The sequence below is a fragment of the Acetobacteraceae bacterium genome (genome assembly GCA_039613835.1).
Classification (GTDB): Bacteria; Pseudomonadota; Alphaproteobacteria; order Acetobacterales; family Acetobacteraceae; genus Sorlinia.
Map to the genome: position 1 here is coordinate 200467 of CP154827.1, position 20468 is coordinate 220934.

General features: G+C 57.7%; 18 protein-coding genes and 1 pseudogene. 8 read left to right on the forward strand and 11 right to left on the reverse strand.

Going from position 1 to position 20468, the window contains the following annotated elements:
• Window positions 1–86 precede the first annotated feature (86 nt).
• From AAYR33_01225 to AAYR33_01240, 4 genes and pseudogenes are all read right to left on the reverse strand, one after another.
• Window positions 87–1007, reverse strand: coding sequence for a hypothetical protein (locus tag AAYR33_01225; GenBank protein ID XAO71623.1), 921 nt, complete (start codon window positions 1005–1007; stop codon window positions 87–89).
• Window positions 941–1852, reverse strand: a complete 912-nt coding sequence (locus tag AAYR33_01230; GenBank protein XAO71624.1) for a BatA domain-containing protein — start codon at window positions 1850–1852, stop codon at window positions 941–943. Before AAYR33_01230 ends, AAYR33_01225 begins: the two co-directional genes overlap by 67 nt.
• On the reverse strand, window positions 1849–2775 hold the full coding sequence (locus AAYR33_01235; protein XAO72328.1) for a DUF58 domain-containing protein: 927 nt from the start codon (window positions 2773–2775) through the stop codon (window positions 1849–1851). Before AAYR33_01235 ends, AAYR33_01230 begins: the two co-directional genes overlap by 4 nt.
• Before the next feature lies 1 nt (window position 2776).
• Window positions 2777–3788: pseudogene (locus AAYR33_01240) on the reverse strand (MoxR family ATPase).
• Between the two features lie 92 nt (window positions 3789–3880).
• Here AAYR33_01240 and AAYR33_01245 point away from each other — a divergent pair.
• The 3 genes from AAYR33_01245 to AAYR33_01255 are packed head-to-tail and all read left to right on the forward strand — an operon-like array spanning window position 3881 to window position 7490.
• Window positions 3881–4471 (forward strand): DUF1285 domain-containing protein, encoded by a 591-nt coding sequence (locus AAYR33_01245; protein ID XAO71625.1) that lies wholly within the window; start codon window positions 3881–3883, stop codon window positions 4469–4471.
• A gap of 9 nt (window positions 4472–4480) precedes the next feature.
• Complete coding sequence (locus AAYR33_01250; GenBank protein ID XAO71626.1) at window positions 4481–5683, forward strand: CCA tRNA nucleotidyltransferase; 1203 nt, start codon at window positions 4481–4483, stop codon at window positions 5681–5683.
• Between the two features lie 25 nt (window positions 5684–5708).
• Entirely contained in the window at window positions 5709–7490 is a 1782-nt protein-coding gene (locus AAYR33_01255) for an ABC transporter ATP-binding protein (GenBank protein ID XAO72329.1), read from the forward strand.
• 15 nt (window positions 7491–7505) lie between these two features.
• On the opposite strand, the gene AAYR33_01260 is transcribed toward AAYR33_01255, so the two are convergent.
• The 3 genes from AAYR33_01260 to gpmI form a co-directional block, all read right to left on the reverse strand.
• Complete coding sequence (locus AAYR33_01260; protein ID XAO71627.1) at window positions 7506–7985, reverse strand: RNA pyrophosphohydrolase; 480 nt, start codon at window positions 7983–7985, stop codon at window positions 7506–7508.
• Between the two features lie 5 nt (window positions 7986–7990).
• A complete protein-coding gene (locus AAYR33_01265; GenBank protein XAO71628.1) occupies window positions 7991–9598 on the reverse strand; it encodes a S41 family peptidase in 1608 nt (535 codons plus the stop codon).
• Between the two features lie 198 nt (window positions 9599–9796).
• Window positions 9797–11335, reverse strand: a complete 1539-nt coding sequence (gpmI, locus tag AAYR33_01270) for a 2,3-bisphosphoglycerate-independent phosphoglycerate mutase (GenBank protein XAO71629.1) — start codon at window positions 11333–11335, stop codon at window positions 9797–9799.
• 166 nt (window positions 11336–11501) lie between these two features.
• On the opposite strand from gpmI, the gene msrB reads away from it, so the two are divergent.
• Window positions 11502–11891: a peptide-methionine (R)-S-oxide reductase MsrB gene (msrB, locus tag AAYR33_01275; protein ID XAO71630.1), complete on the forward strand. Its 390-nt coding sequence runs from the start codon at window positions 11502–11504 to the stop codon at window positions 11889–11891.
• On the opposite strand, the gene AAYR33_01280 is transcribed toward msrB, so the two are convergent.
• Window positions 11869–14643, reverse strand: a complete 2775-nt coding sequence (locus tag AAYR33_01280; GenBank protein XAO71631.1) for a pitrilysin family protein — start codon at window positions 14641–14643, stop codon at window positions 11869–11871. The two genes, msrB and AAYR33_01280, sit on opposite strands and share 23 nt — an antisense overlap.
• Window positions 14644–14830: 187 nt before the next feature.
• On the opposite strand from AAYR33_01280, the gene AAYR33_01285 reads away from it, so the two are divergent.
• The gene (locus AAYR33_01285) at window positions 14831–15340 is read left to right on the forward strand and encodes a hypothetical protein (protein XAO71632.1); all 510 of its coding nucleotides are present in this window, start codon (window positions 14831–14833) and stop codon (window positions 15338–15340) included.
• Window positions 15341–15351: 11 nt separating this feature from the next.
• Here the strand turns inward: AAYR33_01285 and AAYR33_01290 are convergent, their stop codons facing one another.
• From AAYR33_01290 to AAYR33_01300, 3 genes are read right to left on the reverse strand one after another with little or no spacing between them, the layout of a single operon-like run.
• The gene (locus AAYR33_01290; GenBank protein XAO71633.1) at window positions 15352–15909 is read right to left on the reverse strand and encodes a hypothetical protein; all 558 of its coding nucleotides are present in this window, start codon (window positions 15907–15909) and stop codon (window positions 15352–15354) included.
• Between the two features lie 24 nt (window positions 15910–15933).
• The gene (locus tag AAYR33_01295) at window positions 15934–16926 is read right to left on the reverse strand and encodes an L-threonylcarbamoyladenylate synthase (GenBank protein ID XAO71634.1); all 993 of its coding nucleotides are present in this window, start codon (window positions 16924–16926) and stop codon (window positions 15934–15936) included.
• Window positions 16926–17726 carry a 3'(2'),5'-bisphosphate nucleotidase CysQ gene (locus AAYR33_01300; protein XAO71635.1) on the reverse strand — a complete coding sequence of 267 codons (801 nt, stop codon included), beginning with the start codon at window positions 17724–17726 and terminating at the stop codon, window positions 16926–16928. The genes AAYR33_01295 and AAYR33_01300 overlap by 1 nt, the downstream gene beginning before the upstream one ends.
• 311 nt (window positions 17727–18037) lie before the next feature.
• Between AAYR33_01300 and AAYR33_01305 the strand changes: the two genes are divergently transcribed.
• The 3 genes from AAYR33_01305 to nadA all read left to right on the forward strand — a co-directional run bounded on the left by AAYR33_01305 (window position 18038) and on the right by nadA (window position 20464).
• Window positions 18038–18475, forward strand: coding sequence for a hypothetical protein (locus AAYR33_01305; protein XAO71636.1), 438 nt, complete (start codon window positions 18038–18040; stop codon window positions 18473–18475).
• Window positions 18465–19328 carry a hypothetical protein gene (locus AAYR33_01310; GenBank protein XAO71637.1) on the forward strand — a complete coding sequence of 288 codons (864 nt, stop codon included), beginning with the start codon at window positions 18465–18467 and terminating at the stop codon, window positions 19326–19328. Before AAYR33_01305 ends, AAYR33_01310 begins: the two co-directional genes overlap by 11 nt.
• 149 nt (window positions 19329–19477) lie before the next feature.
• The gene (gene nadA, locus AAYR33_01315) at window positions 19478–20464 is read left to right on the forward strand and encodes a quinolinate synthase NadA (GenBank protein ID XAO71638.1); all 987 of its coding nucleotides are present in this window, start codon (window positions 19478–19480) and stop codon (window positions 20462–20464) included.
• The last annotated feature ends 4 nt before the right edge of the window (window positions 20465–20468 follow it).

Genomic DNA, 20468 nt, shown 5'->3' on the forward strand with positions numbered 1-20468 from the left:
AACAAGCGCAGCGCTTGCATCATGTGCCGGTGTGAATTTTCCTGCCGATATCACGCTCCCAGTCACTGTTTCACGCTGCAAAGGCGTCACGAAAGGGCCAAGATTATAGGCGTGCGCCGCGCCCTGAACGCCATACATGCCCGGTGGTGGGTCGGGCCTGGTTGCGTTGCGGCAAGGGTTAACGCTGTGAGAGGTTTAACGACATCCATGGGTTTTCGCAAATCTCCCGCATCACCTAAAAGCTGAAGAGGCGGCAATTTTTCCGCTATGGATTCAGCCGTCACGCCTGTTGAGCGCCGCACGATGCGATCCAGCATATCGGGGAAAAGGCCGGTCAGGGGCAGGTTGCCCCATTCCGGGCCACTATCCGCGTGAAACAGGACAATTTCGTCGCGTCCGAGATTTCTGGCGGTGACGAGAGGTGTGCCGTCCGTCAACCGGGCCCATATCCTGCCGGGCAATTCCGGGTCCGGCTGGGCGATGACCGTCTTACGAATGACGAGATCGCCCGGCGGGAAAAGTCCGGCAAAAGGTGAGGAGGGTGGAAAAGTGGCAAGGGTCTGTGGTTTTTCCCACGACATGACGCTGTCGAGATCCCGTAGATTTCCGACAAGGCACACGGGCAGGAGCATATTTTCGGGCGATCCGTCTTGATTTTCCTCCGTTGCAGCGTCTGCCGTGCTGACGAACCGGATCAGCCACCCCCCCCCATGCGTCACGAAATCCTTCAGGCGGCGCTGTTCCTCTGCACGCAACGCCGTCTGGGAAGGCCGGATGATAACGGATAATTTCTGCGCAAGGAGATTATCCAACCGCCCCTGCCGCAGCATGTCTGAAATTTGAGACAGGGCGTGACGCAGATAAAAAGAGGGCGTGTTGATGTCATCGCCCTGCATCGGTGTCAGGAGCAACCCCACAGGGTGAAGCTGGCGAGAATCGTTCAGCAGAAAGATACTGGCGGGGCCAGCCTGATGCCCGTCAGAAAAGTGGAGCGACACGCGCGCCATTTTCCGCTGTACGGGCGCCGGGAGGTTGCTCTGCCATTCGAGGCTTTTCTGGCTTGCGGCCAGGGTAATATGATCACGCCGGAAAGTGAGAGGCCCGCCGTCTCAGCCACAATCTCAAATTCAGTCGGCGCCGTCCCCAGACGTGAGATCATGAAGCGCGCGGGACTGTTGCCCTCACTGACTTTGTTGAGCGTCAAAATGTCGCGATCCGGAAGCGCCAAGGTGAAGCGTCGCGACGCAGCCTGAAGCTGCTTGCGGAAGGATGCGTCTTCATCCGTCGCGACACCGTCCGAAAGCAACAATAATGTGCGACCACCCAGCGCGACATCCTTGAGCGCCTTGGCGCGCTCCGTCGTCCAGGGGTGGGGCCGGACGCGTTGGAGATGCTCGCGCAAAAGGCTCAGATCATGTGAGACCATCGGGCCGGTAAAGCTGCCATCATCCTGACGCGCAGTGGCGACCAACGTCACGGCATGGCCGTGAGCGAAGCTGTTCTTCCCCAGGCGCAAAATCGTTTCCCGGATCAGCGACCGATTGGGATACGCCGCCCAGCCATTATCGATAATTATGGTGATATCGTTATTTCTCCACCCGTCCTGCACCATTTTCGGTGACCAAATGGGGTGGGCGAGGCCGAGAATGATCAACGCGAGTGCAGCGAACCGCAAAATAAAAAGCCAGATCGACGCCCGCGCTGGCGTCGAACGCCGGATCTGGATGGATTGCAGGATTTTCAGCGGTGGAAAAATATATTGTTTCGCAGGTGGCGGCGTCATCCGCGTCACCCAAAAAGCGAGCGGCAAAACCAGCAGGGCCAGAAGCAGAAGCGGATGTAAAAATGTCATCGCGCCTCTCTATGCGTCCGCGCTGATAATCTGGCGTGGAGCGGCTGCAATATTGACGCGACATCATCGTTTGTCGGCATCAGCGTGAAGCTCCCGTCGCGCTTCACGACGAAATCGCGCAACGCATCCAGATGATGGCGCAGAGATTTCTCATAAATTTGGGCGACGTCATCATCGATGGACATGCGATGGCGTATCGCGCTTGAGCTGTCGGAAAGGGCCGTAAAACCTCGAAAAGGCAATGAGATTTCGGCGGGGTCGAGCACACAGATCAAATGGAGATGCCGCGCCAGGGGGCTCAAAGCTGCAAGCGCCTCTTCAATCTGGTCAACCGACCAGAAGAAATCGCTGATCAACACGATCTCAGAAGAAGGCGGCACATCGCCTGCGTCGGGTATCTGCGCCTGCTGGCAGGCGATCAATCTCTTGCCAAGGGCGGTGAGGGCGCGTGCCGTGCGGAAAGGATGCGCTTTTATGCCATGTGCAATGAGGGCGACATTTTCACCGCCCTTCAAAGCCGCGCCGCCCAATGCAAGTGCCGCGATAAACGCCACGTCGCGTTTTGTCGGGAGACGTGCCCTGGAGCGCCATCGCATGGAGGCGCCAACATCGCACCATAAGGTGAGGCTTCGCTGCGTTTCAACTTCCTTCTGCCGTACCCATAATTGTCGAGAGCGCGCTGACTGACGCCAGTCTATATGATGCGACGGCTCATGTGGTTGCGCCAGCCGAAATTGCCAGAAATCCTGCCCCATCCCCGCGCGCCTGCGACGATGCGTGCCGGACTCAAGGCGGCTGACCACATTCTGCGCCTGCAGAAGCAGGGCCGGTAAATCCGCAGCCCCGTCGGGAGGCGCTGATAAATACTCTTCCGCCTTGCGGCCTCCAGCGAAAAATGATGAGATTCTTGAGAAATCCCACACGTCAGGCAAGTCGTCGGACAGCGCTGGCGATGACGGCGTCAATGGTGATCCCTGTCGATTCTGCGGTGAATTTGAGCCCCATGCGGTGGGTCAGCGTCACCTGCGCCAGGGCTTCAATATCGGCGTTATTGGGGGAGAGGCGTCCCGTCAGGAGGGCACGCGCGCGACACAGGCGAGCATCAATGATTGGGCAGCGCGCGGCCCGGGACCGTAAGCGAGATGTTGCGCATCAGGCAGGTGGGAGGTTTCCAGTCTCAGGTCACGCACCAGATGAATGATCGCATCCGTGATTTTCTCTCCCACAGGCAGGCTACGGATAAGATGTTGCGCGGCGAGGAGGGTCTCGGCGGAGAAGAGCGGTGCAATCTCGGTTTTTTACGCCCGTCGTGGCGACAAGCATGCGTTTTTCCGCATCGGCATGGGGATATGTTAGCTTGATGCACAGCATGAAGCGATCGAGCTGCGCTTCCGGAAGGGGATAAGCACCTTCCATATCCAGCGGGTTCTGAGTGGCAAGGACGTGAAAAGGTCGGGGCAATACGTGCTCCTCCCCGGATTGCGTTACCCGATATTCCTGCATCGCCTGAAGCAGCGCGGATTGCGTGCGGGGGCTGGCGCGATTGATCTCGTCGGCAAGGAGCATCTGGGTAAAGATCGGCCCGAGGATGAAGCGAAAGCCACGTTGTCCGGATTTCGTCTCCTCCAATATCTCGCTGCCGGTAATATCCGGACGGCATGAGGTCGGGCGTGAACTGGATGCGCTTCGTATCAAGTCCCAGAACGTGCGCGGCGGTAGAAACCAGCAATGTCTTCTCCAGCTCCGGCGCGCCAAGCAAAAGCGCATGTCCGCCTGACAGGACGGACGTGAGCAGATGCTCGACCACCGCTTCCTACCCAAAGATAATGCGCCCGATCGCACCCCGCGCGTCAGAGAGGCGCGCCACCAACCGATCGGCCTGCGCGAGAAGGGCGTCACCTTTCCCGGATTGTGTTTCGACGCTGTGATCGGTCATAGTTATCACTCTTATCGCTGAGGGGGTTTTATCGCGAGACTTCCGTTACCACATAAGCGGGATGGAGGAGGATAAAAGGTTTGGAGACGCAGATGTCAGATGGTAGCACAACCCAAAATGGGGCAGGCGTCCTGTCGGACGTCGTGGCAGAACCGCCGACCACGCCGAAAAAGACGGCGCGCCGTTCGCTTCCTTTCCTGATAAAGCGTCAGGGCACATGGCTGTATCAGGGCTCTCCCATCAAGCGTAAAGAAATGGTCTGCATGTTCGCGCCAATGTTGCGACGCGACGAGGAGGGACATTTCTGGCTCAAAACCCCGCGGGAAGAAGGGGTGATACAGGTTGAGGACGCGCCTTTTACAGCGGTTGAACTCAATTTCGAGGGGAGTTGCGGCCGCCATCAGACGCTCTCCCTCCGCACGAACATTGATGAAATCATTTCCGTCAACGCGATGCATCCTTTGATCATGCGGTGGCGTCAGATAGTCACGCCGGATGCCGCGCCTGTGCCTTATGTTCAGGTCCGCCCCGGTGACGGGGACTTTCCGATCCTTGCGCGGCTGACGCGTGCGGTTTATTTTGAACTTGCAGCACTTGCCGTCCCCGGTCAGGTTGGTTGCGAAAAATGTATGGGTGTCTGGAGCGATAATTGCTTCTTCCCCCTTGCACCCCACCTTGACTAAAGGTTCTTAATGTCTCTGGGACAGCTTGTCTCTCACGACACAGCGCTGAAAAAGCTCTGGCAGCACCTGCCGCAGGCGCGCCTCGTCGGGGGGTGCGTCCGGGATCTTTTAATGAACCTGCCCGTCCATGATGTTGACCTCGCCACCCCCCAGACGCCGGAGGTCGTGGCACAGATCCTTGAGGCGGCGGGCTTCAAGGTTTACGCAACCGGGCTGCGCCATGGCACTGTGACATCTGTCATTGATGGACGCGCTTTCGAAATCACGACATTGCGGCGAGATGTCACCACGGATGGTCGCCATGCTGTTGTCGCCTGGACGGATGACTGGCGGGAAGACGCGGCGCGGCGCGATTTCACCATCAATGCCATGTCCTGCGACCGTGCGGGGCAGGTGCATGATTATTTCAATGGCCAGGCCGACCTTGCCGCCCGGCAACTTCGCTTTGTCGGGGATGCGGAGACGCGGATCCGGGAAGATGCGCTGCGCATCCTGCGATTTTTTCGTTTTCTGGCACGATTTGACGTGGCGAAGCCGGATCAGGCGGCGCTTACCGCCATTCGTGATCTTCATGCGCTGATTGATCGGCTTTCAGGGGAGCGCATCGCGGCTGAAATCATGCGCATCATGGTGCTTGATCGCGCGCCCTTCGTGCTCAGCCTAATGCAGGAAGTGTGGGTGCTGCCACATATTGTGTCTCATCCCGACCTGAGTTTTTTCAGCCATCTTCTCTCGCTTGGTGCCCCGGCTGAGCCGCGTCTCCGCCTGGCCGCGCTTTCTCCATCGCGGGAAGAGGTACAGCGTCTTCGCTTATCGCGTGAAGATACAGATCTCATCAATTTTCTCATCGCCCCCCCGCCATTGCTTGACCCCGCCGCAGACGACGCTGCCTTGCGTCGCGCACTCTCGGAAGCACCGCCGGATCAACTGACCTTGCGGAGCTGGATGGACCAGGCTGCTGACCGAAGCGGCACATCCTCTGAGAGCTGGCAAAAATTCCGCACGCGCTTCAATGCGATCGAAACGCCCTTATTCCCCCTCCAGGGCCGTGACTTGCTGGATCAAGGCATGTCACCCGGTAGGTCGCTCGGCACCGTTCTGAAAGCGACGGAAGATTGGTGGCGTGCACGCGGATGCGTTGACGGGCTGTCAGCATGTCTGTCATACGCATTGACGCTTCGGGGCTTCTCCCGCAGTTCCTCGCCGACGTAAACGAGACGCCATGACAAAGCCGATGATGGCGCCGCGCACGCCGCCGAATAAAATTGACCCCCAGGGCGCCCGGGGAAGGGCGCTCCTTTGGCGCATCTGGCGTGATGAGATCTGCCATTATAAATGGCGTGTGACGGCCGTCATTATCCTGACATTATTGACGGCAGGGCTGACAGCGCTTTACCCGCTCGTTATCAAGCGGGCGGTCGATATGTTTACGGCGCGCGACCCGCGCATCCTTTATCAGGTGCCGGCGCTAGTAGTGATGCTGACCGGGTTGAAGGCCTTGTGTCAATATGGGCAGTCACTGAGCGTTCAGGCGCTCGTTCTTCTCGTGATCCGCAACCTTCAATTCAGAATGTTCGGACATGCTTTGTCGGTGGATATTGCGCGGATCGAGCGTGAAGCGCCCGCGCAATGGGCCAGTCGCTTTACCACCGATGCGGTCTCGATCCGGGATGCCATGGTGCGTGCGGTCAATGCACTGGGTGATGTCGTGACCGTGATCGGCCTCGCCCTTTCCATGATCTACACGGATTGGGAGCTCAGCCTGATCGCCCTGCTGCTTTACCCCGCCGCCGCCGTGCCGATCCAGAAGCTCGGCCGCCGCGTGCGACGTGCGTCCGGCAGTATGCAGGAGCAGATCGGTAAAACTGCCTCCATCCTCAATGAAAGTTTTGCCCTCGCCCGGCAGGTGCGAGTCTACGGGCTGGAACCTGTCGAGACCCGGCGCATCGACCACTCGCTTGAACTTCTGCACACTGCTTTCATGAAGATCACACGCGGGCGGGCGCGTGTTGACCCGGTGCTTGAAGTTCTCGGCGGCACCGCGATTGCTCTTGTGCTGGGCTTTGCAGGGTGGCGCTCCACGATGGGCGGGTCCGATTTCGGGGGCTTCACCGCCTTTATCGCAGCGCTTTTTGCAGCGTCCCGCCCGCTCCGTGCACTCGGCTCCCTCAATGCGGCGCTTCAGGAGGGGCTGGGCGGTGTTGAACGTGTTTTCACCGTCATTGATGAGCCGCCCGCTGTCACGCAAAGCCCAAACGCACGGAATTTACCGGAAGGGCAGGGCGATCTGATTTTCAGCCACGTTCAATTCTCCTATCCGGATGGGCGCGTGGGGCTGCGCGACCTGAGTTTCCGTGCCGCGCCTGGCCAGACTGTGGCGCTGGTGGGGCCTTCCGGCGCGGGTAAATCAACGGCGTTGAGCTTGATCCCCCGTTTGCATGATGTCACTTCAGGCGGCATCACGCTTGACGGCGTTGACTTGCGTGATCTCGATTTGAAAATGCTGCGCAGCGCCATCGCCTATGTCAGCCAGGACACGACGTTGTTCGATCTTTCTGTCGCTGAGAACATCCATATCGGTCGGCGCGACGCGACGGAAGCGGAGGTTGTCGCGGCCGCGGAAGCTGCTGCGGTCGATTTCGCGCATGAATTGCCGCGTGGCCTGCGCACGCTTGTCGGACCGGGCGGGGGGCGGCTTTCCGGCGGGCAACGGCAACGCGTTGCTCTGGCGCGGGCCTTGCTGCGTGACCCGCGTCTTCTGCTTCTTGATGAGGCAACCAGCGCGCTGGATGCGGAGAATGAGGCCAAGGTGCAGGAGACGCTGGCGAAATTGCGTCAAGGACGCACAATAATCGTCGTGGCACACCGTCTGGCGACGATCCAGAGCGCTGACCTGATTATCATCCTTGCCGATGGCCAGGCTGTGGAATCCGGCACGCATCAGGAGTTGCTGGCCCGGGGCGGGCTTTATGCGCGTTTCGTTGAAAATCAGTCTCTCGGTGTGCTCACCGAAGCTTGACGCTTTTCAGTGAGCTCAGCTCTGCGCCATGCGCGCGAGCATGGGCAGGATCTTACGGTATAGAGGCCGCTTGAAGCCCAGTTCGTAAGAAAACACCTCGGCGAGATCGACCCAGCGCCAATCCTTAAATTCGACGGGAAGATGACGATCGAGGCGGATGTCGTGATCCTGCCCGGTAAAGCGCATCGCGACCCATTTCTGTGTCTGTCCACGAAAGGCGCCGCCCAAGGCGACGCCGATAAGATGGGATGGCAGATCATAGGATAGCCAATCCGGATGTTCCCCGACGATGACCGCTGCGCGCGTGCCGATCTCCTCACTGAGCTCACGCATGGCGGCATCTCTGACCGACTCATCCTCGTCAATACCGCCTTGAGGGCACTGCCAGATCTCGCGCCGCATATCGGCGCGCCGCCCGAGGAAGATCTGTCCCGTCTGGTTGAAAAGGGCGATCCCGACATTGGGCCGGTAGGGAAGGTCAGATTTATGCGTCACGTAAGTCACCCTCCCTCATCCCTGCGCCCTTCTTTGTTCGAACATCCACCGGCATGACTGCTCGGAACAGAATGCCGGAGACGTGGCCCTCCGCGAAAGTCATTTCGCTTTACTGAGGGGGCAGATTTCCCTTTCCCATCATGATCGCTTTTACGGGGTAAAGCTTGGCTTTTATCCTCGCCAGATTTTTTCAGTCCTGCCGGAGGAATGGGGTTCGAGAGGGGATAGGCGTCATCGGCCAATCCCGCCAAAGCCCGCGCGACACGCACGCCCTCCTGGAGCTGGAAATCGGTTGCCGGTTTCTCAAGCTTAAAAGCGGGCCAGTCTTTGGGCGGCTGGTCCGGGATGGATTTCATTATGGCCGGGAGATCAGCGCGTTTGGAAACTTCCTTGCTGACGCCGCCGGAGTTGCTCAGAACGTGGTTCAGGTCAGCCTCATGATAACCATAGCCGTCATCATCCTCACTCTGCTTGACGCTGATATCCGGCAAAATACCTTTCGCCTGGATCGACCGCCCGGAGGGCGTGTAATAACGCGCCGTTGTCAGCCGCACAGCCCCGCCATCCGGCAGCGGAAAGAGTGATTGCACTGAGCCTTTACCGAAGGACTTCTGACCAACCAGCACGGCGCGACGATGATCCTGCAAGGCACCGGCGACGATTTCACTTGCGGAAGCAGAGCCCCCGTCAATCAGGACGACAATCGGCAATCCATGTGTCATGTCCTTTCCCGAAGCGTCCCAGCGATAATTATCCGCCGGGTGACGGCCCCGTGTCGAGACAATCTCACCCGTATTGATAAAATCGCCACTGACCGCGACAGCCTGATCCAGCTTGCCGCCCGGGTTCAAGCGAAGGTCGATGATGACGGCTCTGATGTTCTTTTTATGCTGCTTTAAAATCGTGCTCCATGTCTTGCGCAGCTCAGCATCCGTATTATCGTCAAATTCAGAGATACGGAGATAGGCGACCGGCCCGTAAACCGCGGAACGCACGACCTGGATATGGATGATTTCACGCGTTAGGGTCAGTTTGATCGGTTTCGGTGCTTTCGGCCGGATGATTGTCAATGTCACTTTCGTGCCGGGATCACCGCGCATTTTCATGACGGCCTGGTCAAGTGATACCCCATTGAGGGATTTGCCATCGACTTCCGTAATGTAATCGCCGGGCTTCATTCCGACGCGGAAAGCCGGTGTGCCCTCAATTGGCGAAACGACGCGGACATGTCCGTTCTCGTAAATGACTTTTGTCCCCAGCCCCCCGAACTTGCCGCTGATCTGGGTCATCATCTCCTTATATTGTTTTTCGGTCATGAAAGAGCTGTGCGGGTCGAGATTGCCGACCAGGCCATCAAGGGCGTTCTCAATCAGTTTCTTATCCGTGACCGGCTCAACATAATCATTTTTGACGAGGTCAAGGACAGAGCCGAAAAGATTCAGGAGTTTGAGTGTCTCTTCCGGAGAGTCGCTTTTCTGGGAGGCGTCACGCGCGAGCGCGCTTGCGCCGATCAAAGATTGATAACGGGAGGGGTCACTGAGGCCGATGAATGACGCAACGCCCAAACCTGCTAAAAAGTTTGATCCTAATATCAGACCTGTGCGGAGCTTCATCCCGAAATCCTTACAACAAATAACGTCTGTCCCGCCACCGGGCGGTGAGGCCGCCATGATGGGACAGTTTCACCCAACGCCATGCGACGCGCTGACAGGTGATTTCGATTTAAAACATTCTGCGCCATGAGGGTCAAATCTCTTTTGGCCCAAGCGGCTTCACCCTGCCGGGCACCATAAGCGTCCCGGCTTTCAGGGTTACGGCGGCGCAATCAGCGACGTCCCCGTCATCACCAGAGGCTGCTTGAGTTTGAGGAGCGCAAGAAGCGTCGGGGCGACATCGGCCAACCGCCCATCGGTGATTTTCGTTACACCCGGGGCTTTGAGAATAACCGGAACATGGTTAAGCGTGTGCGACGTATGGGCCCCACCGGTTTCATCATTTTTCATGGTTTCACAATTGCCATGATCCGCTGTCACAAGCAGAGCGCCCCCGACTTTCTCCAATGCCTGATCGATGCGGCCGAGATTTTCATCCACGGCCTCACAGGCTTTAATGGCGGCGGAAAGAATGCCGGAATGCCCCACCATATCCGGATTGGCGAAATTCAGCACGATCAGATCGAATTGCGCGCTTTCGATCGCCTCAACGGCGCGATTCGTCAATTCGACGGCGGACATTTCGGGCTGGAGGTCATATGTCGCGACTCTCGGGGAGGGGATCAGAATGCGCGCCTCGCCCTCCAATTCGCCCTCCTTGCCGCCATTCAGAAAATAAGTGACGTGGGGATATTTCTCCGTTTCCGCCATGCGCAACTGTTTCAACCCGGCCGATGCAACGACTTCACCGAGAAGGTCTGAGAGATTTTCCTTCGGGAAAAGCGCTGTCATGAGAGGGGCAAGCTCATCCCCATAAGGTGTCATCCCGGCGGCCGCGACGAAGGTGATGCGCGGCCCGCGATCAAAACCATCAAAATGGGGCTGTAAAAATGCATTGAGGATCTGACGGATGCGATCGGCACGGAAATTCGCCGCGAGCAGCGCGTCGCCATCCTTCATGCCGTGATAGCCGCCAATCACATGGGGCAGCACGAATTCATCATTCACGCCATTCTGATAGGATGAGGGCAACACGTCCTCCGCGCGCTCGGCCTTCGCGCCCTGACCAAAAGCCAAAGCATCATAGGCAAGCTTGACGCGGTCCCATCTTTTATCGCGGTCCATGGCGTAATATCTGCCGCTGACCGTCGCAAGCCTTACCTCATCCGGCAGAAGATCAACCATCTCCGCCATGAACCCCTCCCCGGAACGCGGGGGCGTGTCCCGACCATCGGTAAAGAGGTGCAGGGTCACATCAACCCCTTCCTCCGAGACGATGCGGGCGAGGGCGGCAATGTGATGGTGATGCCCATGCACGCCGCCGGGAGAGACGAGGCCCATGAAGTGACAGGTCCCACCGGACCTTCTGAGTTTTTTGATGAGGTCCTGAAGCGTCGCATTATCTTTCAGCGACCCGTCTTTGACCGCGCGCGAGATGCGCGGCAGGTCCTGCATGACGACGCGTCCGGCACCGATCGTCAGATGGCCGACTTCCGAATTGCCCATCTGCCCCTCGGGGAGACCCACATCTTCACCGCTGGTGCGCAGGAAGGCGTGCGGGCTTTTCTGCATCAACGCATCAAAATGCGGCGTCCGCGCCTGGCGCACAGCGTTATTTTCATACGCCTCACTATAGCCGAACCCATCCAGGATAACGAGCATGACCGGGCGCGGTCGCGGGAAGACGTCAGCAACCATTAAATATCTCCTGTTCTCCGTCAGCATCATGCCGCAATTTGACGTAAATGCGAAGTTTATGCGTTCTCAAAATTTATGTAAGCCCTTGAAGCGCCAGAACAAGCGCCAAGATCTCTCTATATGCCGGTCAATTGGATACCGGCATTTTCAGTCGGGAGAAAGTCACGTGAGCACGCATGACGGCCAACGCGATGAAAAGCCTCATTTAACGGCGGCACAGCGCCATGTCATCGAAAATCATGGCACGGAACCGCCAGGGTCCAGCTCGCTCCTTTATGAGAAGCGCCGGGGCGATTATCGGTGCGCTAAATGTGGAGCCTCACTCTTTTCCTCAGAGACGAAATATGAAAGCGGGTCCGGTTGGCCGTCATTCTGGGACACCAGGGAGGGCGCTGCCGGCACAACGGCGGATCACCGACACGCCATGGAGCGGACGGAAATCCATTGCGCCAAATGTCAGGGGCATTTGGGGCATGTCTTCCCGGATGGTCCGCAACCGACCGGACTGCGCTACTGCGTCAATGGTGCGGCCCTTAATTTCGTTGAGAAACCTTAGATCCGCCTTTCACGTCGGGATGATGTTTCTTTGCTTCGGAGACCGACGCGGCAACGGTTTTTTCCGGGCCGAGCACGGCGGTGACAAGCCGCGATGTTGATGTATGCGCGCAGAAAGCATTTTGGATATTTTGCGGCGTCATATCGAAAATAGCCTGTGCCTCGCGATCCTGCTCGTTCAATGGCAACCCGATGATATGCAGGCTGAGATAAATGTTAACGAGGCTGCTGAAACTGGCGCGGCTCATCGGGATCGCGCGCAGCATGGAGGCTTTGACCGTCCGCAATGTATCTGCCGAAATGGGCGCTACGCAGAGTTGATTGAGCTCCTGCACGGCCAGTTCACGCGCTTTGTCGGCTTTATCCGGGTCTGCACCATAGGAGATCGAAAATGCACCCCGATTCCGCGCCCAGGTGAAACTGCTTCCGACGGAATAAACGAGGCCGGTCTCCACGCGCAATTTCTGCAGGAGTCGCGCATTGAAGCCCCCACCTAGCACCTCATTCCCAAATTCAAGCGTATAACGATCTGGGTTGTGGATGCCCTGGTCGATCGTCTCGACCAGCGTCACGTCGCTTTGCGTTCTACCGGGGTCGGCGACGTAGATCTCGCTCGGCTTGTTTTCCGGTCGGGGTGGGTAATCTAGCGCCATTTGTGAATCCGGGTTCTTCCAGTTCCCGAAAGCTGATTTGACGAGATTGAGAGCGTGTTTCGAGGTGATGTTACCGATGACGATGATCGTGGTGCGGTCAGGGCGAAACACTTTACGATAGGTTTCGATCACATCCTCATGCGTGATTGCGCGTACGGAACTGGGTGTTGCTTCTCGCAGAGAGGGGTCGTTAGGTGGATCGAGTTTCTTCAAAATGTCACGGCCAAGGCGGTAATCCGGCGAATTGATCACGCCCGGAAGCGCCGCGATGGCTTGCTGCTTCACTGTTTGAAAGTGATGCATCGGAAAAGCGGGATGGCGCTCGACTTCAGCCATGAGGTGAAAGGCGGCATCGAATTTATCGGTCAGTGCCGTGACGGAAAATGCCAGCCCCGTATCCGCATCAGCGCCAAGATCATCAAGCGCTTCGGCAAATTTGACGCGATCATGCGCCGGACTGCCATAGAGGAAAAGCTGATCCGTTAAATTAAGCAGACCTTCCTTACCGGGAGGGTCCTGTATGAAGGGATTATTTTTCACCCCGCCAGCAAGCTGGATTGTCCTGCTTTCCGGCTCGGACTTGACCATCAGCGTCAAGCCATTATCCAGATGGAACACCTCCGGCTGAGGCAGCGGCTTGGGCAGCTTTAAGCGTGAAAGCGCGTCACTGGCCCAATTAGGCAGGGAGGTGCTTTTTTTGGGGGTGGGGAGAAACTGCTCCGACACTTTACCTGACGGTTCCGGCGCGTCACCATGTTGACTGGGCAGGATGATCCCCGTCAGGGCCCTTTCCGACTTCAGCACGTCTCGTGCAAGCGCATTGACGTCCGCATCCGTTACGCGTGCCACGGTGTCCGCCAAAATCTGGGGCGTGGCTTTCGGGTCAATGGCGAGGGCGTCCGCCCAGTTCGATGCCAGGCCGCCTATGCTGTTGGCGGAAGCGGCGGACTCCGTCAATGACTTGCGCTTCGCCGCGGCGACGAGGGAGGGGGCGACGCCGTGCAGGCGGACATCCTCAAGGATATGACGGACTTTTTTCAGGAGGGGTTGCGGGTCCCCACCTTGGGGAAACGCTACATAAACCGTCAGCACGCCGCTCTTACGCCGTGGCGCGTATGAGGCCGCCGCGTAAAGCACCTCGCCCGATGCGCGCAGGGCAGCGAGATCACCCCTTTCACTGTTGAGCGTATCCTCCAGTACCCCCATCACAGGGTAGGCGGCATCTGCCGCGCCCGGCGCAGGGAAGGACATGACGAACATGCCTGAGGCGTAATCACTCTGCATCTGGATGGTCCGGGCCATTACATCATATTGCTGGAAGGATGGCCGCGCGGGAAGGGGATGCGACGGTATTTTGCCAAATTGCGCCGCGACCTGTCGGAAAGCCTTTTTCGGCTCAACATCCCCGACAATCAGGAGGATGGCGTTATTGGGCTGATACCATGTTTGGTAAAAATGACGCAGGCGCGCCGTGTCGGTTTTATCAAATGAGTCACGTGTGCCCAGCGCGTCATGCGCGTATGGCGTGCCCGCAAAGAGATAGGCGTTCTGCTGAATGAGATAGCGCGCGATAGGCTTGGAAAGATTGAGGGAGACTTCCTGCTCGATCGCGCCACGCTCACGCTGCCAGTCAGATTTCGTCAGAGAGAGGTGCTGCATACGATCAGCTTCGAGACGCAGCAGGAGGTTCAGATTTTCAGCCGGTGCCTCGAAATAATATTGGGTTACATCCTCCGTCGTGGAGGCGTTATTGACATTTCCCAGATGCGCGCTGATGGCGGAGAGTTGGCTGCGACTGACTTCAGATGTGCCGTTAAACATCATATGCTCAAGCGCATGGGCAGTGCCGGGGAAATCATCCGTCGTCATGGCCGACCCGACACGGTAGATCATCTGCGTGCGGATGACAGGGGCAAAATGATTGGGCACGATGACGACCGTCAAACCGTTTGGTAAAGTGCGACGCAGCACATTATCCTGCGCACCTGCCTGCATACCCGGCACGAAACGTCCAACTGCCAGAGCCTGTGTGCTCCAGACCCCGTCAAGGGTAAATGCCGGCAGGAAAATGTGAGGGATCAGTCTGAAAAAATTCATCATGGGAGGTGCTGGCCCTTCAAGTATGACGCGACGTTATCACAGCGGCAGAAAATGTCTATTTGACGGTCACGCTATTTATGAATCTGAAAAACGGAACTGTGCCAGGACGTTACATCAGGGTCGCTCGGTTTTGTTAATGTCGACAAGATGGTATGGTCAAAGCCTGTCGAGTCAGCAAGGTGCCTTTATGTCGTTCGTCTCTCGGGTCAATCAGATGGATCTCTGGATTCTGGATCGTGTTTTCCAGCCGATCGCTGATCGCCTGCCGGAAAAATGGCCACCATTTGAAGTCGGGATGAGCTTTCAGCTCGGCGCGCTGCTTTTTTATGCAACGTCGGTCATTCTGATCATGGTGGTTAATGGGTTGGGATTGGCGTCCGCTTTTTTTGACGTCCTTTCATGGGCGGTGGGGTTGGCGCTGTTTGTCGGGATCATGCGCATGCGCGTGCTCGTCCGTCCGGGACATGCCAACCCTTTGCGCATTATGTTACAGGGGCTGCGGCCGCTCTCCATCGCATTTGCGCTTTTCTCGCTTTGGCGCGGTGCCGGGCCGGGTCAGATTTCTGACCTCGCATGGTGCTTCATAGTCCTGTCAGATGTCGCATTTTCCGTCGGGCTTTACTTCATCTCCTGCCTGCAAAACCCGCCCCAGGTCAAAATCAGCGAAAAAATCGTTCTGCTTCGTCCTACACGTTGATAAGCGGCGCTTTATGACGGCCTTGCATTATTGAAGGGTTCGTTAAGGTAGGATGCACTGTCAATAACCGGCGCGAAGCTGAAAGCGTGGTAGAGTTGCGCCGCCGCGACGCCGAGCACAATGCCCGCGAAAAGAGCGATATAAACCATCATCATGGAGCGGGATCGCCCTTGAGTCTCGACTTCCAGAAGCGCGCCGACTTCAGCATGAGATTGCCGGACCTGAAACATCTCCCGCTGAGGGGCGAGGGATTGCGCCTCAGCGCTGCGCAGGTGCACACCCATCGTCTGTAGATTGGAGGTCAGAACCTGCACATGTCGACGCAGATTGGCGTTTTCCTCACCAAGATCCGCTTTATTACCGGCAGTACTGCGGCGGCGGGTGGGTTTGGGTGGGTCAACAATGATCGTGGCGAAAAGATTTTTCAGGGCGCCCCCTGTCGTGCCATTTTTTCGGGCGCGTGCTTTCAGCGCGGAAAGAGCGGCATGGGATTGGCCCTCTTCTTCTTCCAACACCAAAGCGAGGATGTCGGAGAGGATTTTGATCTCCCGCGTGTCGATATTGCTCATCCCCCGCCCTCGAATGCCGTTTCGTCAGGGTGCGTCATCCGGGGGGGCGGCGGCGCGCTGCAGGCGGTCCGTGATGGCCTGCCCAAGCCCGTGATCCGGCATTCTTATGACCGCAATGCCCTCCAGGCCCTGCGCGCAGCCAGCTTTATCGAGAAAGTGTAGCCCGGCATAAAGGCGCGCGGCGGCTTCCACCATGTCGCTTGATGCGCTTAAATTCCAAATGAGAGGTGCATGAGGGAGGGGCGTGCCGAAAGCCAGAAGCGCCTCATTTTCGTGACAATTTTGGGCATTGAGTCTCAGGGGCAATGTAGGTGCGTAATGCGACGTCATCATGCCCGGGCTGCGGAGAACCGCGTCATTTTTGCCGGGGGATGGCGCCGCTTCTCTTTGCACGAAGGGACCGATAACACGCGCAAGCGCCTCGATCGTGATCGCGCCAGGGCGCAATATGACGGGGCGCGCGCCGGTCAGGTCCAGCACGGTGCTTTCAAGCCCGACGGGGCAGTCGCCCATATCGAGAACAGCGTCAATACGATCCTCCAACCCGGCGACGACATGCGCGGCATTTGTGGGGCTGATCCGGCCGGATGGGTTGGCGGATGGGGCGGCAACCGGCAGCCCGACCGCCCGCAAAAGCTCACGCGCGACGGGATGCGCCGGAACCCGGACCGCCACCGATGCGAGACCCGCGCAGGCCAGGCCGCAGATTTGGCTTTCCGAGTGGCGCGGGAGGATCAGCGTCAACGGTCCCGGCCAGAAAGCTTCAGCGAGGCGCTGTGAGATCGGCGTTGCAATGACTTCATGTAAGGCCGCTTCAATCGTGGGGAAGTGAGAAATCAACGGGTTGAAGACGGGCCGGTTCTTTGCCGCGAAAATTCGGGCGACTGTTTCGGCGGAAGTGGCAATGCCACCCAGCCCGTAAACCGTCTCCGTCCCGAATGCCACAAGGCGCCCGTCACGCAGCATTTGCGCGGCTTCGGAAATATCCGCCGTTTGCGCCTGCAATAGCCGCGTCATCACGCCCAGATGACCCGATCAAGCACATGATCACTACAGCAGATGAAACTCGAATTAAGCCACTCCGCCTTGCCATAACGCAATATGTCCCCAGATATATCGTGAATGGAGCCGCCCGCTTCTTCAATAATGGCCTGAGGGGCCGCGGTGTCCCATTCCATGGATGGGGTGAAGCGCGGGTAAATATCCGCTGTGCCTTCCGCAACCTGCATGAATTTGATGGATGACCCTGCCGGGACGGTGGAGTCGATCTCGTAATTTTTACGCCATGCGATGAAATGCGGGAGGTTCATGCAGCGCCGTGATGTCACGACGCGCAGGCGTTCCGGCGCGGGCGCGGCGCAGGTGATGCGTGTTTCACCGTCAGCATCTTTCCGCCAGGCGCCGTGTCCGCGCTCTGCGTAATATTGGGTTTGATGCCCCGGCAAGGTGACCACCCCGATAACGGGCTGACCGAGATGCACCAGGCCGACATGGATCGCGAAATCATCGCCCCCGGCCGCGAATTCGTCCGTGCCGTCAATCGGGTCGACCAGCCAATAAGTATTATCATATAACGGTGCACGGCCCTCCGAAACGCTTTCCTCCGCAATAACGGGGATATCGGGCGTGATATGGCGCAGCTTTTCAATGATAAAATGCTCAATGCGGCGGTCAACAGTTGTGACGGTTGAACGATCCTGCTTTTTATGCACAGTAAAACCGTCCTGACGACATTGGATAATATCCAACGCCGCTTCAGCGGAAATCTCGATCACTGACTTGAGAATCGCGTTATTCTGGGGGCAGGGTGTCAGCACGTCATCAACACTTTTTTGAGGAAAAAATAGTCTTTGGGACCATAAAGGCCACCAACTTAACATGTTTTTCGGTTTCGCGGCATATTGATAGTGAGAGCGGAACTGTTCACGAATGATCGAGGTGAACGCGTCGTCAGGTGGGCCACGTATGGCACCGGGCAGGGTGGACCGAATGCGTGTCGCGTGGTGGCCGTTTTGGGCAGATTCATCTTCCGCCTCAATCAGAGGGATGTCATATGCTAATCCTCCGCGCGATTATCGAGGCTCATTTTTTGCGGAATCGGTCACGCTCACGGCGGTAGGTCCCGCCTTTGGCGTTGTTTCATGCGCAGGGTAGTGGTTGTGACCTTTGCACCGGCAGTCTCAATCGCCTGCAACCCGCCGCATGGGAGGATCTATCATATGGATTGCGCTTCGTCCAGACACCTTATGAAGCGGAAATCATGATTCTGACCGGCTCCCTGACGCGTGTGGCCTTTGAAGACATTCAGAATATCTGGCAGGTTATGCCCGCGCCGAAAGGCGTCATTTCCATCGGCAACTGCGCCATGGGTGAAAGCGATTTTGCGGGGCTGTATGCGGTGATCCGAGGCGGCATGGCACCCCACCTGAAGCAGCCTGTCAAACTCAGCAGTTTCATCAAAGGCTGTCCCCCCTCCCTAAATCAGATTGCTGACGGATTAACTGACATGTGTCGCGATGCGGCCCCCGCCAGGCCCGTCCCGCTGAAGCCGCGCCATGAATGCTGAGCTGATTGCGGTTGTCCTCGCTGTGCATGACGACACCCCGATGGTGCGCACATTGGAGGAGGGTCGAAGCCTGCCTTCCGGTCCGTTAAGGACCATCCATGCCTCCCTGCAAAAAGGTGTGCGCGACTGGGTTGAGCAAAAGACGGGCTTCCATCTCGGCCATGTTGAACAGCTTTATACGTTCGTTGATCCGCCCTGCACGGATGGCACGCGCGTGACGCGTATCTCCTACATGGCGCTGACACGCGTCGGCGCGGACACGGAAAGGTGGAAAAGCTGGTACGATTACCTTCCCTGGGAGGATCGGAAATCCACAGTATCATCGCCAATGGTCGCTGTGCTGGAGGAAAAGCTGCTGGGTTGGGCGGGGAATAATCATCTGCGTCAGCAGCGCTGCGCCTTTAATTTTGGTCTGAATGGGATGGCCTGGGACGATGAACTTGTCTTGCAGCGATATGAACTGATGTGGGAGGGGGGTCTGGTCCCGGAAGCACCTCACTTTGTGGGTGGGATCAATTTCGGGCGAAGTATGACGAGTAATTCCCGCCGTATCCTCGCCACCGCCATTGCACGGGTGCGCGCCAAAATTAAATATCGCCCGCTTGTTTTTGAGCTTCTGCCCGAAATTTTTACGTTATGGGAGCTTCAACGCACGGTGGAGGCGATTGCAGGGCGGGCCGTGCATAAGCAGAATTTCCGACGTTTGATCCTGCACCAAAATCTTGTCGAGAAAACGAGCAGACTTTCCGCAGCAAGTAAAGGCCGTCCGGCGCAGCTCTTCCGCTTCAGGCGGGAGCTTGTTGGATCCCGGCATTTTATGGGGTCGAAGCTGCCATTGGTTAAATCATCCTGACGGGCGTCAATTGCATGTGTCACAGCACGCGTTGCGTGACCCATAGAGACTTGCCTTGACTTTCAGGCAGCGCGACCGATATTTTTGACCATCTTCTTTTTTTGGCAATCTTTATGCTCAAATCGAGCATAAATCGAGGGATGTTGCTGATGGCGATAAGTGGGGAAATGTCGGTCTCGCGTGACGCGCTTTACGCGCCGGTGGCGCGCCTGATGACGCGCGATACCTGGGAAGCCCGCTTCGCAGACGATATTGAGGCCATCCTCGCGCTTAAAAAAGAGCGGAATGCCGTGATATTGGCGCATAATTACCAGACGCCGGAGATCTTCCATTGCATCTCCGATATTCGGGGCGACAGTCTCGCTTTGGCGCGTGAAGCGGAAAGCACAGATGCCGCCGTCATCGTCATGGCTGGTGTGCATTTCATGGCAGAAACCGCCAAACTCATGAATATGGACAAAACGGTCCTGATCCCGGACGAAGCGGCGGGTTGTTCTCTCGCTGAGTCCATCACCGCTGCAGATGTGTGCGCGCTTAAAGCGGCGCATCCCGGTGTGCCGGTGGTGACTTACGTGAACAGTTCTGTCGCCGTGAAGGCAGAGACGGATATTTGCTGCACATCAGGCAATGCGCGGCGCGTGGTTGAAAGTCTCGGCGTGCCGGAAGTCATCATGATTCCCGATGAATTTCTGGCGCAGAATATCCAGAATGAAACCGGTATCCGCATGGTTACATGGCCGGGACATTGTGAAGTGCATGAGCGCTTCACGCCGGGTGAAATCCGTCAATATCGCCGCCTGCATCCGGGCGTGACGGTTCTGGCCCACCCGGAATGCCCGCCAGACGTCGTGGCTGAGGCGGATTATGCGGGTTCAACAGCGGGCATGATCGATTATGTCGGGCGATCCGGCGCGGGCAAGGTGTTGCTGGTGACGGAATGCTCCATGAGCGACAATCTCGCCGTCATGCACCCGGAAGTCGAGTTTGTACGCCCCTGCAACCTTTGCTCGCATATGAAGCGCATCACATTAGCGTCGATCCGCAAGTCTCTTGAGACGATGGGGACGGAAGTCACCATCCCGCCCGAGATGGCAGCGCGCGCGCGTCAGGCTGTGGCGCGGATGCTGGCCGTCTAAACGC